This window comes from Protofrankia sp. Cj3 (assembly GCF_917627355.1).
GTDB lineage: Bacteria > Actinomycetota > Actinomycetes > Frankiales > Frankiaceae > Protofrankia.
Genome location: NZ_CAKJTR010000033.1, coordinates 16,616 through 29,882 on the forward strand (window position 1 = coordinate 16,616; position 13,267 = coordinate 29,882).

Here is a 13,267-nt window from a genome sequence, read left to right on the forward strand (position 1 = left end):
AGTTATGGCGATACGGCAGCGGGAGCGGGTCTGTACGGCGCGTAGCCGCGGCACGAACCGGCGGCACGAACCCGTGGAGAAGCGGGGATGGCGTTGCGGACCTGGCTGCGGATGCGCCTCCGGCGGAAGCACGCTGCTCTCACGCCATCGGTCAGGCGCCTGCCGCCAGCCAGGCCGCGAAAGAGAACCCCGGCCCGGTATCTGGTACCCACCCATAGAGATCGGGTGGGCCGCCGCCGTCGGCGACGGTCACGATGGTCAGCGACAGAGCGCGCTGGAGGTAAGCCGGTAGTCCATGTAGCGACACGCCACGAGGAGAAATCTCGACCTCATGAGTCGACAATGCCTGGTCGGCTGGCGTGGCGTCAACTGGCGAACGGGAGGCTCAGCCGTTTCGCGAAAGATCATTTTTTTGGGCAAAGCCGGTGCCGGTGCCGGCGCGGTCGAACGTCATTCGTCGGCGGGCGGTGGCTGGGCGGCGAGCAGGGAGCGCAGGGCCGCGCCTTCGGCGGGGCTGAGCTGTTCGACGAACCGCTGCAACACCGCGGTCGGGGTCTCACCTCGGCCCAGCAGAGCCTTCATCTGCTGGGCGGCAAGCTCCTCCCGTGCGGCCAGCGCCCGCCAGGCGTAGCCACGGCCGGTCGGTATCCGCTCCGCCAGCCCCTTCTCCGCCAGTCGGGTGAGGATCGTCGTCACCGTTGTGTAGGCGAGATCGCCCCCGAGAGACTGCTGGATCACGGCTGGGGCCACCGGCTCGTCCGCGGCCCACAGTGCGGCCAGTATTTCGCGCTCCAGCGCGCCGCGCGCCCGACGGACCCGCCGGTTTTCCGCCCGGTCGCCCATGCAACCCCCGGTCTCCCGTAGCAGCGACGTCTCGTCGTAGCATACGACAGTGTTGTAGTAGTCTACCGCCGGTAGTAACTCCAGCGCATTCGGCGCATGCGGGGGCGCGATGTGATCGTTGATGATGACTGTGCCGAGGTCGATGTGACCCGATATGTCCGTCGTCCGGATTATGCGCCAGGTTCCCGGCCGACGGCCATCGGCCATCAGTTGTCCGTTGTGGTACGGGTGCCGGTCGCGATCGGTCGGCATCCCTGCACTCATGAGCGCGCCCGGCACGAGGGGCGTGCCCCAGCCCCGCGATGCCGCGTCCCCTCTTGCCGGTCGCCCGTAGCCTGGAGACGAGAAGAAGTATGAGTGATCTTACCTATATGCAGTCGATTGTCACCGGGCTGCTGCAAGGTGTGACCGAATTGTTCCCGGTGTCCAGCCTCGGGCATTCCGTGCTGGTCCCCGCGGTGATTGGTGGAAGCTGGAAGCACCTTGTTACCGAATCGGCGTCCTCAACCAGTGAACAGTCGCCCTATCTGGCGTTCATCGTCGCGTTGCACGTAGCGACAGCCGGCGCGCTGCTTGTCTTCTTCCGGTCCGACTGGATCCGTATTATCCGTGCCCTCGCGGTCAGTCTACGCAGCCGTACCGTGACGACCTCGGACGAGCGGCTGGCCTGGCTGCTGATTATCGGCACGATCCCCGTCGGGCTCACCGGCTTTCTTCTCGAGCACACCTTCCGGACGCTGTTCGCCAAACCGCTGGCCGCCGCGCTTTTCCTCACCCTCAACGGGGTCATCCTCCTTGCCGGAGAGCGGCTGCGCCGCAACGCGGAAGCCCGCCGCGCGCATCCCGTACCCACGGCTCGCAGCGGCGATGCCGATGCCGATGGCATCATCGAGAGTCACGGCATGGTGGTCGCCGAGCGGCGTGGTCTCGACCGGCTCGCCTACCGGGAGGCCGGCGTCATTGGGCTGTTCCAGACCTTCGCGCTGTTCGCGGGCATTTCCCGGTCCGGGATCACCATGGTCGGCGGGCTGCTCCGCGGCCTTGACCATGAGGACGCCGCCCGATTCTCCTTCCTGCTCGCCACCCCGGTCATCCTCGCCGCTGGCCTCCTGAAACTCCCCACCCTCGCGGGCAGCGCCGGAAGTCACATTCACGGCCAGGTCATCGTCGGGATGCTTGCCGCCGGGACCGCCGCTTACCTCTCCGTGCGTTTCCTCACCAACTACTTCGAGACCCGTACCCTCACCCCATTCGCCGTGTACTGCCTCGTTGTCGGTGGACTCGCCACCCTGCGTTTCGGTATCGGCGGCTGACAGCGATTTCGCTCGCCGCCGTCGACGATCGACCGGACGGGCTGCGCGCCGGGACCCAGGCGCGCAGCGCATGATCGTTGCTTTCGCGGCGTGCGGCGCGAAACCGCTCCCGGCCATCCCGGCCATCCTGGCCGATGCCATCCCGGTTGACGTCATCCTGGTCGATGCCATTGCCGACGGCGGCAGCCAGCGTATGCGGCTGGTGCTGTCGCGCAGGTGGTTCCGTTTGCCCGTCAACCGGCTCCTTATCACATTGGCGGGGCAGCCCATCCGGCCGGCGGGCGCCAGGCCAGCCATGCCCGGAAAATACATTGACCTGAAGCCGGGTTCAGCTCGTAGTGTTCGTATGCGTCGGCGGCGCTGCGGCCCTTCGTCACTCGGGCGGCAATCCGCCACCGGCCGCTTCGGGTATGGGTCAGCGCCGTGGCGCTGACCCGTGCGGATACAGCGGTATGAAAGCCTCGCGCCACCGTCCGGACTTCGTTCCATCTGCCCTGCTGCCGAGAGAGACCGCATGCTGATCCGAATCCTGCGGGCCCACCTTGGCCCCTACACCAGGCCGATCATGATAACGGTCGGCCTGCAGCTGGTGGCGACGATCGCCATCCTGTATCTACCGACCCTGAACGCCGACATCATCGACCACGGGGTGATCACTGGCGATGTCGGCTATATTGTGCGCACCGGCGGGATCATGCTCGGGGTTGCCGCTGTGCAGATCGTCTGTGCCGGCGCCGCCGTGTATTTCAGTGTTCAGACGGCGATGGCTCTCGGGCGCGATCTGCGGGCGGCGCTGTTCGACCAGGTGCAGTCGTTCTCCGTCCGCGAGGTCGGCCGGTTCGGGGCACCCTCTCTGATCACCCGGGCCACGAACGATGTCCAGCAGGTCCAGATGCTGGCACTGATGAGCTTCACGCTGATGGTCTCCGCGCCGATCATGTGCCTGGGCGGAATCGTGCTGGCGCTGCGCCAGGATGCCAGATTGTCCGCCCTGCTGGTCGTGATAGTGCCGGTGCTCGGGACGATCGTCGTCCTGATCGTGAGCCGGATGCGGCCCTTGGGCCGGGCGATGCAGGAACGTCTCGACGCTGTCAACCGGATCCTGCGCGAGCAGATCAGCGGGTTGCGAGTGATCCGAGCGTTTGTCCGGGACGACTACGAGCAGCGCCGGTTCGGGGCGGCCAACGCTGACCTGACCGACGTCTCCCTGCGGTTCGGCCAGTTGATGGCGTTGATGTTCCCGCTGGTGCTTACGGTGGTGAACGTTTCCAGCGTCGCCGTGCTGTGGTTCGGCGCGCACCGCATCGATGCCGGCCAGATGCAGATCGGCGCGCTCACCGCGTTTCTCAGCTACCTCATGCAGATCCTGATGTCGGTGATGATGGCCACCTTCATGTTCATGATGATTCCTCGTGCCGAGGTGTGCGCGGAACGCATCCAGGAGGTGCTGATGACCGGCTCCACCCTGCTGCCGCCGGCGAACCCGGTACGCTCCCTCGACCGGCACGGCGAGCTGGAGTTGCGAGACGTCGGGTTCCGCTACCCGGGGGCGCAGGAGCCGGTGCTGCGCGGGATCAGTGTGCGGGCCCGGCCCGGCCAGATCACCGCGATCATCGGCGGTACCGGTAGCGGTAAAACGACGTTGCTCGGCCTGATCCCACGGCTGGCCGACACCACCGAGGGGAGTGTCCTCGTTGACGGCGTCGATGTCCGTGCGCTCGACCCGGCGTTGCTCGCCGCTACCGTCGGGCTGGTCCCGCAGAAGCCGTACCTGTTCTCCGGCACCATCGCGACCAACCTGCGCTACGGCAATCCGGACGCCACCGACGCCGACCTGTGGCTGGCCTTGGAGATCGCGCAGGCGAAGGAGTTCGTCGAGGCCATGCCCGACGGCCTGGACACCGCGATCGCCCAGGGCGGGACGAACGTGTCCGGCGGCCAGCGCCAGCGCCTCGCGATCGCCCGGGTGCTGGTCTGCCGTCCGCAGGTCTACCTGTTCGACGACTCGTTCTCGGCCCTCGACTACGCCACCGACGCGCGGCTGCGGGCGGCGCTCGCCCGGGAGACCGCCGCCGCGACGGTCGTGATCGTCGCCCAGCGGGTCGCCACCATCCGTGATGCCGACCAGATCATCGTGCTGGACGGCGGCGAGGTCGTCGGTACCGGCACCCATCACCAGTTGCTGGCCGGTAACACCACCTATCGGGAGATCGTGCTCTCCCAGCTCACCGAGGAGGAGGCCGCATGACCGACCGGGCAGTGGTGCCAGCCCAGCCGGCCTCGCCAGCCCAGCCGGCCCAGCCGGCCCGGGCGGTGGCGCCGCGCCGGGGGCCGACGCCGATAGGTGGTCCGGGCCGCTTCTTCATGAGTCAGGGCGCGGCGGAGAAGTCCATGGACTTCGTCGGGTCGAGCCGCCGGCTACTCGGGCTGCTGCGCCCGCAACGGCATCTGTTCGTTGTGACGATCGCGCTGGCGATGGTGAGCGTCGGGCTCACCGTGCTTGGTCCGCGGCTGCTCGGGCATGCCACCGACCTGGTGTTCGCCGGGGTCTTCAGCCGACGGCTGCCGGCCGGTATGTCGAAGGCGGAGGCTGTCGCACAGCTGCGCGCCGCCGGCCATGACACCCAGGCCGACCTGCTCGCCTCGCTCGACGTCACGCCCGGTCATGGGATGGACTTCGACGCGATCGGATCCGTACTGCTGGGAGTGCTCGTCGTCTACGTGCTGGCAGGGCTGTGCGGTGTCGTCCAGGCCCGGCTCGCCAACCTGGCCCTGCAGCGGGTGATCGGCAAGCTGCGCGGGGACGTACAGGCCAAGATCTCTCGGTTGCCGCTGCGCTACTTCGACGACCAGCTGCGGGGGGAGGTGCTCAGCCGGGTCACCAACGACATCGACAACCTCGGGCAGAGCCTGCAGCAGAGCCTGTCACAGGTAATCGTCTCGCTGCTGACCATCGTCGGCGTGCTGTCGATGATGATCTGGATCTCCTGGGTGCTCGCGCTGATCGCGCTGGTCACGGTGCCGATTTCGATCATGGTCGCGACGCGGATCGGGAAGTTCGCGCAGCCGCAGTTCGTCGGCCAGTGGGAGATCACCGGCCGGCTCAACGCGCATATCGAGGAGATGTACACCGGGCACGCGCTGGTCCGGGCGTTTGGCCGGCAGGAGGAGTCCGCGCGGATCTTCCAGGAGCACAACGAGCGGCTCTATGCGGTCAGCTGGCGCGCGCAGTTCATCTCCGGACTGATGCAGCCGGCGATGATGTTTATCGGGAACCTCAACTACGTGCTGGTCGCGGTCGTCGGGGGGCTGCGGGTCGCGTCCGGCACACTGTCGATCGGTGACGTGCAGGCGTTCATCCAGTACTCCCGGCAGTTCAGCCAGCCGCTGTCCATGGTCGCCAGCATGGCGAACCTGGTCCAGTCCGGGGTGGCCTCCGCGGAGCGGGTGTTCGACCTTCTCGACGCCAGCGAGCAGGAACCGGACCCGGTCGCCCCGGCGCACCCGGAGCGGCTGCGTGGCCGGGTGGCCTTCGAGCACGTCGCCTTTTGCTACACGCCGGACAGGCCGCTGATCGAGGACCTGTCGCTGACCGCGGAACCCGGTCACACCGTCGCGATCGTCGGTCCGACCGGCGCCGGGAAGACCACGTTGATCAATCTCCTGATGCGGTTTTACGATGTCACCAGCGGCCGGATCACACTGGACGGGGTCGACATCGCCACGATGTCACGAGAGGAGCTGCGGGCAAGCATCGGCATGGTGTTGCAGGACACCTGGCTGTTCGGCGGCACCATCGCGGAGAACATCGCGTACGCTGTCTCGGAGCCCACCCGGGAACAGATCGTCGCGGCCGCTACCGCCGCGCACGTCGACCGCTTCGTGCGGACCTTGCCAGCCGGCTACGACACGGTGCTCGATGATGATGGTGCCGGCGTCAGCGGCGGGGAGCGGCAGCTGATCACCATCGCCCGTGCCTTCCTCGCGGAGCCGCTGATCCTTGTTCTTGACGAGGCGACCAGTTCGGTGGACACCCGTACCGAGGTGTTGATCCAACAAGCTATGTCGACTCTGCGGGCAGGGCGGACCGCGTTCGTGATCGCGCACCGGCTGTCCACCATCCGGGACGCTGACACCATCCTGGTGATGGAGAACGGCGCCATCGTCGAACAGGGCAACCACACCGAACTGCTCGCCGCGGGCGGCGCTTATGCCCGGCTGTACCAGGCCCAGTTCGCTCAGGCCGTCGCCGAGGTCTGAGCACCTGGGGTGATTCCGCTGGCCGGGTCAGCCGCGGCCGGGGGAGCTGTTTCAGCCGTGGATGGGGCCGGCCGTGGTCGACAGCGGTTGGCCACTGCGTTGTGAGCGGTTCTGGATGATCTCTGCCGCGATCGATATGGCGGTCTCCGCCGGGGTGCGGGCGCCCAGGTCGAGGCCGATCGGCGCGCGGATGCGGACGAGCTCGTCCCCGGCCAGGCCGGCCTCCCGCAGGCGGGCCAGCCGATCGGCGTGAGTGCGCCGGCTGCCCAGCGCCCCGATGTAGCCGGCGGGCGTGCGCAGCGCCGCGACCAGCAGCGGTACGTCGAACTTCGGGTCGTGGGTGAGCACGCAGATCACTGTCGACGGGTCCACCGTGGTACGCCTGAGGTATCGGTGCGGCCATTCGACCACTACCTCGTGCGCCTCGGGGAACCGCCTGCGGGTGGCGAATACCGCCCGAGCGTCGCAGACGGTGACGTGGTAGTCGAGGAAAACCCCGACCTGGGTGACCGCTCGGGCGAAATCGATCGCGCCGAAGACAAGCATGCGCGGGGGAGGGAGGAGGGACTGGACGAACACGGTCACGGTACCGCAACGCCGTTCCCCCGCCGGCCCGTAGCGGCGCTTGCCGGACTGCCCCCGCGCAAGCAGAGCACGCCCGTCGTCGGTGACCGCCGTATCGAGATCCTTGGCACCGAGCGTGCCGAGAGCCCGGTCCCGCCATATCGCGCGCCGCGCTCCCAGCCGGGCCGAGCCGGCTATGGCCGTGGCCACCGCGACCGGCTCCGCGGCCTGAACCGTCGTCGCGACGGCGGGGAAGTCCGGCGCATGCGCGCGGTCGATGCGCTGCACGAAGACGCTGATTGTCCCGCCGCAGGTCAGGCCGGCCGCGAACACGTCGTCGTCGCTCAAGCCGTAGGTCTCCAGAACTGGCTCGCCGGTGGTGAGCACGCGCCTGGCCGTGTCGTACACCGCTGCCTCCACGCAACCACCCGCGACGCCGCCGAGCGCCTCGCCAGCGGCGTTGACGGCCAGCACAGCGCCAGGCTGCCGCGGCGCGGACACGCTGGTCGCGACGACCGTCGCCAGCGCGAACGGTGTTCCCGACTCCCACCAGCTGAGCAGCTCCGCCAGCGCCTCACGCATGGCAGATCACCACGTGGGTGTGCTGGATGGCCCGAAGCGCCCAGGCTCCGCCGGGGGCCGGGCATCCCGCGGCGGAGCCTGGGCCGGGTCGTTCATCGCGACAGTTCCGCTTGCACGTCGGCGTGGATCTCCCGGGGAACGATGGCGGGCTCGTAGCGACGGATCACCGCTCCGTCACGGCCGACGAGGAACTTGGTGAAGTTCCACTTCACCTCGTCCGTACCGATTGTCTCCGGCCTGGCGGCCTTGATGTGCTCGTAGAGGGAGCCGGCGGAGGGGCCGAAGTCGCCGGGTGCCTGCGCGCGCAGGTAGACAAAGAGGGGGTCCGCGGCTGGGCCGTTGACGTCGATCTTACGGAAGATCGGGAAAGTGATGTTGTACTGGGTCGAGCAGAACTGTTGGATCTCGGCGTCGGTTCCCGGTTCCTGCCCGCCGAACTGGTTGCAGGGGAAGCCGAGGATGTCCAGGCCGCGGTCGTGGGTGTCGCGGTACAGCGTTTCCAGTTCCTCGTACTGGGGGGTCAGCCCGCACGCACTGGCGACATTGACGATCAGCAGCGTACGACCGGCGTAGTCGCCGAGCGACCGCGTTTCGCCGTTGCTTGTCGTGACGGTGAAATCGTAAATCGTCATTGGCTTCCCTGAATCGTGACGTGGTCGGGGGCGATGTCGAGAGCGTCGAGCGTTCGTTGCCGGCTGTGCTCTGCCGGCTGTGCTCTGCCGGCCGGGTGCTGTCGGCCGGGTGCTGTCGGGCGTGGTCTGCCGGCCGGGCGGTCTGACCGTTTCGGGTGGCCGGGCGAGGCGCTGTCGGTCGTTCTGGTCGGGGTTCGCTCCTTCCATATTTTTAGAGCGACCGGCAATAGGGGACGCGGCGTCGCGGGGCCAGGGCATGCACCTCGCGTCGTTGTCGTCAGTCGGCGCCCAACACCAGGGCGCCTTCCTCGGGTGCTCTTATGCAACCCCGCTGGGGACGTTAATCGCTGCCGCCGAATTATGCAACGACGATCGTTGCATATATGCTGGGGCGGTGGTGGCAGCCGAGCCTCGTCCGCGCGGGCGGCCCCGCGACGAGTCGGTGGACGTACGGGTGCTGGCCGCCGCCGTACAGGAGCTGGCCGACAAGGGGATCGCCGAGTTCTCCGTCACCGCGGTGGCGGCCAGGGCCAAGGCCGCCAAGCGCAGCATCCACGCCCGCTGGCCGCGGCGGGAGGATCTCATCCTGGCCGGGATGTCCACGTTGGCGGCAGGCCTGACCCCGCCGCGGACCGGCACGATCGTGGCTGATCTGGCGGTTCTGCTCGACGGGATCGCGGCGGTGTTCGTCGAGCCCCGGCGCAGTATCCTGCAACGCTGCGTAGCGGAGATCAAACAATTTCCGGAGATCTACCAGGCGTTCACACGCGACTCGATCGACCGCTGCCTGGCCGCGATCGAAGATGCCGTCCACGACGCCGCCGCGCGCGGAGAGATCCGCGGTGACGCCAATGCCGCGGCCACCGCCGAGGCGCTCATGGGCGCCGCGGTGCTGCGCGCGTCCTTTTCCCTCGACCCGGTGCTACCGATCGCCGTACGGGAGGAGATCGTGGGTCTTCTCCTTGACGGCCTGCGTCCACGCCGTACCGGCTGAGCTCCAGCCGTGATCGTCGGGCAACGGCCTTGCCGACCGCGGTTGTGGAGGCCCGGCGCAGGCCGTGACAGTCTTCTCGGGGAGGTGCGTATGACGTCGACAGTGCGGGCGGCCGTGCTCACGGAGGCCGGTACGGGCCTGGAGTTATCCGAGATCGTTCTTCCTGATCCGGGCCCGGGCCGGGTCCGGGTGCGGCTTGTCGCCGCGGGTGTCTGTCACTCCGACCTCTCGCTGGCGAACGGGATGCTGCGCCAGCCGCTGCCCGCCGTGCTCGGGCACGAGGGGGCTGGCACGGTCGTGGCTGTGGGACCAGGGGTCACCCGGGTCGCCGTCGCTGACCCGGTGCTGCTGAACTGGGTTCCCGCCTGCCGGGAGTGCTGGTTTTGCCGCCACGGCGAGCCCTATCTGTGCGAGCGTGCCGCCGATGCCAGCGCGGCGCCCTACGCGGCGTTGCCCGACGGGCGCCCGCTCTACCCGGGGCTGGGTACGGCCGCGTTCGCCGAGGAGACGGTCGTGCCGGAGAACGGCGTGCTCCGGTTGCCGGCCGATGTCCCGTTGGCGCAGGCCGCCGTCCTCGGGTGCGCGGTGCTGACCGGGGTTGGCGCGGTGCTCACCAGCGCCAAGGTCGCCGCAGGTGCGTCCGTGCTGGTCATCGGGCTGGGCGGGGTGGGGCTGTCGGTGCTCCAGGGGGCGCGGCTGGCCGGGGCGGACCCGATCATCGCGGTGGACGTATCCGCGGCGAAGGAGGAACTCGCGTTCCGGCTGGGTGCGACGCACTTCCGCCTCGCCTCGCCGGCGCTGTCGAAGGAGGTCCGGGCGCTCACCGGCGGAATCGGCGTCGACCACGCCTTCGAGGTCGTCGGGAAGTCCGCGACCATCCGGGCGGCATGGAGCGCCACCCGGCGCGGTGGGCGTACCACGGTGGTGGGGGTCGGCGCCAAGGACGACCTCGTCTCCCTCAGCGCGCTGGAGATCTTCTACTCCGCCCGCACGCTCACCGGCTGCGTCTTCGGCTCCTGCGACCCGGACCGGGATGTCCCGTTCCTGCTCGACCATGCCCGCCGGGGCAGCATCGACCTTCGTAGCCTGGTCACCGCCGAGATCGGGCTTGCGGACGTGCCGGCGGCGTTCGAGGCGATGCTGCGGGGCAGCGGCGGCCGTTCACTCATCCGTTTCCCGGCTGTACCCCCACCGCGGTGAGGGAAAACAGTGTGGATGACCGTACGGGGCGAGCCGCCGCCACATCGGCCTCGGCGAGGAATACGGCACTGCCGTCGGTGGTAGGGGCGATGGGATGGATGCACGCAAACATCTTGCGAGACTCCTTACGCGCACGTATGGTTTCTCTGGCACCTGCGCGCGGCCCACATTCGCACGGTGAACGGTGTTGCTGTACAGGCGTTGTTGCTGTACAGGTGTTAGTCGTGCGGGTGCTGGCCGTACGACTGGTAGTCCTATATCTGGTAGCCGTACAGCTGCGTAGCCGGAAGCAAGTATTCAGATCTTGAGGAGGGCACGTGGAAACAGCCGACGAGCTTGTCGTGGCGGTGGAGACCTTGGCCAGTGTTCAGGACCGTTTCGACACCGAGCATTCGGACAGCGATGGTTCCGACGGCCTCAACTATCCTGAAGGTCAGTGACGGACCGGTCCGAGGACATGGGCGAACCCGGCCCGCCGAGCGCGTCAGGGTTGGAGACGGGCCAGGACGGATTGTCCACGAAGCACCATCTGGTCCACGCCATCGAGGCCGCGTTCGGCTGGTCGGGCGCACCGTCGCTGGGGGAAGGTTTCGTTCGCGGTCACGTGACCGACGAGGCGTTGTGCCAACGAGTGCTTACGCCGTCCCGGCTACTGGATCTGATAATGCGGCGCAGCCTTGAACCCCCGCAGCTCAGGTGTTTCCAGGACGGCGTCGAAATGCATCCGGGCGACTATCTTACGACCCGGGTGGGCCGGCGGGGGCAGCGGACCCGTCTCGCCGACATGAACCGGTTGGCTGATCTTCTCGACTCGGGGCTCACCCTGGTCCTCGATGGGCTTGACATGTTCGATGCGACGATGGAGGTGGCCTGTCGCGCTCTTCAGTGGTGGTCCCACGAACTGGTCCAGGTGAACGCCTACCTGACCACCCGGTCGACAGCGGGCTTCCCGCTGCATTGGGACGATCACGACGTTGTCGTTCTCCAGGTTGCGGGTGAGAAAACATGGGACGTGCGGAGCTCCTCCCGCCCTTTCCCGCTGTACCGGGACGCGGAACGCAACGGCACGGTCAGCGCGCAACAGGTGTGGAAAGGTGAGCTCCGCGCTGGCGACCTCATGCACATTCCGCGTGGTTACTGGCACCAGGCGACACGCGCTGAGTACACCGACGGCATCAGCCTCCACATCACGTTCGGCTTTCCGAAACGGACCGGTGTCGACTGGCTCACCTGGCTCGCGGACCAGGCCCGCGATGTCGAGCTGTTCCGGCGTGACCTGCTCCGCGATGGTAGCGCGCAGGAACGGGCCGCGCGGGAACGCGCGTTGATGGACGCGGCTGTCGAGCTGCTGCGTTCGTCCCCGCCCGCCGAATTCCTCGCCGGCCGTGCACGGACCCAGCCACCGAGACGCCACACACCGACGCTGCCGATGGATCTCCCCGGGCAGGGCGTTGAATCGGTCGTCTGCGTCACGGAATTCAGGCCCGAATTCAGGGAGAGCGACACCGCCGTGATTGTTCTCGGTGGCGGGCGGAGACTGACCTTCACGAAGAAGGCCCGCCCGGCCCTTGACCGGCTGCTGAGCGGCCTGCCGGTCAGTCTCGCCGCGGTGGAGGCGGAGACGGGGACGGACGCCCGCCGGCTCGCCGACCTACTGGTCCGGGAGGGGATGTGCGTCAGCCTGACACCCGAATTGTCCTCGGGCTACACCGGTCTCGTCATGAACGCGGACTGCTAGAGAGCGCGCTCGACCTCGGCATCCGCAATATCGACACGGCGTTCAACTACGCGGGTTTCCGTTCGCATGCGATCCTGTTCCAGACCGCGGCCGATCTTCTTCCCTGCTTTTTCGTGTCCACCAAGGTGGGTTTCTTTCCCGGTGCTGGCGGTCGCAACGACCACTCGTTGGAACCGGGGCGGCTCCAGGATGCCCTTGAGACGACGGCGGCGACGCTCGGTCAGGCACCGGATGTCGTCTTCCTGCACAACCCCGAGCGGTCGCTGGGCGACCTCGAGCCCGCTCACGCTGCTGACCATCTCGCGGCGGCGGCCGGTGTCCTGACGGACGCCGTGGCTGCCGGCCTCTGCCGGTCCTGGGGCATCTCGACCTGGAATCCCCAGCCGGTGCTTGCGGCGGCCATCGCCGTGGGGCCCCGCGGGCTGGTCCGGCCGTGGTGCCTCATGCACCGCGCCGGCATCCTGGTCCCCGCGAGGGTTCTGGACGCAATTGATGATCTTGCTGGCTGCCTGGAGGTCGAGACCGAGCGGCGGTGGGGTATGAGTCCCTTCGGTGGGGACACGGGGGACAGCGTCTGGCGCACGCTGGCGCTGCGGCCGTTCATGGCGGCGGGCGAGGAGTGCTCTACCGCGGCGGCGGCGTTCCGCCTCGCTTTTGCGCTGCCCCCGGTCGGCCGGGTTGCGGTGGGCACGAACCGGCCCGAGCACCTGGCCGACCTGGTTCGCGCGCTTGACCTGGGCGTCGACGGCCACAACGTCGAGCGATTCCGGGACATGCTCGCCCGGCGGCAGGCTCACGCGGCGGGGTAGCGGCAGGATAAGAGGGCCCGGCAACAGAAGTGTGGATCAAGGAGCGGGGCTGGGGGGCGCCTGCCTCGGCGGCGGTGGGGGAGCCACCGGAGGCGTTGGGCTGCGGCCAGTCAGGCTGCGGCATGCTCTGTCGATGGCCTCCGGATGTGCCTGTCAGGCAGGCGATGATCGTAAGTCGATTGCACGACTTTGTGCTTTCGTCAAGCGGCTGGATGTTGATCGACATCCAGAACCTCTGACACGCCGACAAACCGGGGAGGTTCTGGCAAAGATCGATATCCCTGTGACCTGCATAAACGTAAACGATCAATCTTTTGGATCAGTTTATCCAC

At 67.9% G+C, this 13,267-nt stretch carries 11 protein-coding genes; 8 read left to right on the top strand and 3 right to left on the bottom strand.

Going from position 1 to position 13,267, the window contains the following annotated elements; genetic code table 11:
- Positions 1–450 precede the first annotated feature (450 nt).
- On the bottom strand, positions 451–1,095 hold the full coding sequence (locus MJ783_RS06830; RefSeq protein WP_239309306.1) for a BlaI/MecI/CopY family transcriptional regulator: 645 nt from the start codon (positions 1,093–1,095) through the stop codon (positions 451–453).
- 101 nt (positions 1,096–1,196) lie between these two features.
- Between MJ783_RS06830 and MJ783_RS06835 the strand changes: the two genes are divergently transcribed.
- The 3 genes from MJ783_RS06835 to MJ783_RS06845 all read left to right on the top strand — a co-directional run bounded on the left by MJ783_RS06835 (position 1,197) and on the right by MJ783_RS06845 (position 6,416).
- Entirely contained in the window at positions 1,197–2,156 is a 960-nt protein-coding gene (locus MJ783_RS06835) for an undecaprenyl-diphosphate phosphatase (protein WP_239309308.1), read from the top strand.
- 514 nt (positions 2,157–2,670) lie between these two features.
- Positions 2,671–4,404 carry an ABC transporter ATP-binding protein gene (locus MJ783_RS06840; protein WP_239309310.1) on the top strand — a complete coding sequence of 578 codons (1,734 nt, stop codon included), beginning with the start codon at positions 2,671–2,673 and terminating at the stop codon, positions 4,402–4,404.
- A complete protein-coding gene (locus MJ783_RS06845; protein WP_370651467.1) occupies positions 4,401–6,416 on the top strand; it encodes an ABC transporter ATP-binding protein in 2,016 nt (671 codons plus the stop codon). Before MJ783_RS06840 ends, MJ783_RS06845 begins: the two co-directional genes overlap by 4 nt.
- Before the next feature lie 51 nt (positions 6,417–6,467).
- Here MJ783_RS06845 and MJ783_RS06850 read toward each other — a convergent pair whose 3' ends face one another.
- Both MJ783_RS06850 and MJ783_RS06855 read right to left on the bottom strand, forming a co-directional pair.
- Positions 6,468–7,562 (bottom strand): XdhC/CoxI family protein, encoded by a 1,095-nt coding sequence (locus MJ783_RS06850; RefSeq protein ID WP_239309312.1) that lies wholly within the window; start codon positions 7,560–7,562, stop codon positions 6,468–6,470.
- Positions 7,563–7,654: 92 nt separating this feature from the next.
- Entirely contained in the window at positions 7,655–8,194 is a 540-nt protein-coding gene (locus MJ783_RS06855; protein WP_239309313.1) for a glutathione peroxidase, read from the bottom strand.
- Between the two features lie 397 nt (positions 8,195–8,591).
- Between MJ783_RS06855 and MJ783_RS06860 the strand changes: the two genes are divergently transcribed.
- The 5 genes from MJ783_RS06860 to MJ783_RS06875 all read left to right on the top strand — a co-directional run bounded on the left by MJ783_RS06860 (position 8,592) and on the right by MJ783_RS06875 (position 12,935).
- The gene (locus MJ783_RS06860) at positions 8,592–9,188 is read left to right on the top strand and encodes a TetR-like C-terminal domain-containing protein (RefSeq protein WP_239309315.1); all 597 of its coding nucleotides are present in this window, start codon (positions 8,592–8,594) and stop codon (positions 9,186–9,188) included.
- A 90-nt stretch (positions 9,189–9,278) separates the two neighbouring features.
- Positions 9,279–10,388: a Zn-dependent alcohol dehydrogenase gene (locus MJ783_RS06865; protein WP_239309317.1), complete on the top strand. Its 1,110-nt coding sequence runs from the start codon at positions 9,279–9,281 to the stop codon at positions 10,386–10,388.
- Positions 10,389–10,705: 317 nt separating this feature from the next.
- Entirely contained in the window at positions 10,706–10,828 is a 123-nt protein-coding gene (locus MJ783_RS23365) for a hypothetical protein (protein ID WP_255720434.1), read from the top strand.
- On the top strand, positions 10,825–12,126 hold the full coding sequence (locus MJ783_RS06870) for a cupin domain-containing protein (RefSeq protein WP_239309318.1): 1,302 nt from the start codon (positions 10,825–10,827) through the stop codon (positions 12,124–12,126). Before MJ783_RS23365 ends, MJ783_RS06870 begins: the two co-directional genes overlap by 4 nt.
- Entirely contained in the window at positions 12,060–12,935 is an 876-nt protein-coding gene (locus MJ783_RS06875) for an aldo/keto reductase (protein ID WP_239309319.1), read from the top strand. The genes MJ783_RS06870 and MJ783_RS06875 overlap by 67 nt, the downstream gene beginning before the upstream one ends.
- Positions 12,936–13,267 lie beyond the last annotated feature (332 nt).

Coding starts and splice junctions, on each gene's coding strand:
- MJ783_RS06830 (WP_239309306.1), bottom strand. CDS start 1,095: ATGCCGACCGATCGCGACCGGCACCCGTACCACAACGGACAACTGATG.
- MJ783_RS06835 (WP_239309308.1), top strand. CDS start 1,197: ATGAGTGATCTTACCTATATGCAGTCGATTGTCACCGGGCTGCTGCAA.
- MJ783_RS06840 (WP_239309310.1), top strand. CDS start 2,671: ATGCTGATCCGAATCCTGCGGGCCCACCTTGGCCCCTACACCAGGCCG.
- MJ783_RS06845 (WP_370651467.1), top strand. CDS start 4,401: ATGACCGACCGGGCAGTGGTGCCAGCCCAGCCGGCCTCGCCAGCCCAG.
- MJ783_RS06850 (WP_239309312.1), bottom strand. CDS start 7,562: ATGCGTGAGGCGCTGGCGGAGCTGCTCAGCTGGTGGGAGTCGGGAACA.
- MJ783_RS06855 (WP_239309313.1), bottom strand. CDS start 8,194: ATGACGATTTACGATTTCACCGTCACGACAAGCAACGGCGAAACGCGG.
- MJ783_RS06865 (WP_239309317.1), top strand. CDS start 9,279: ATGACGTCGACAGTGCGGGCGGCCGTGCTCACGGAGGCCGGTACGGGC.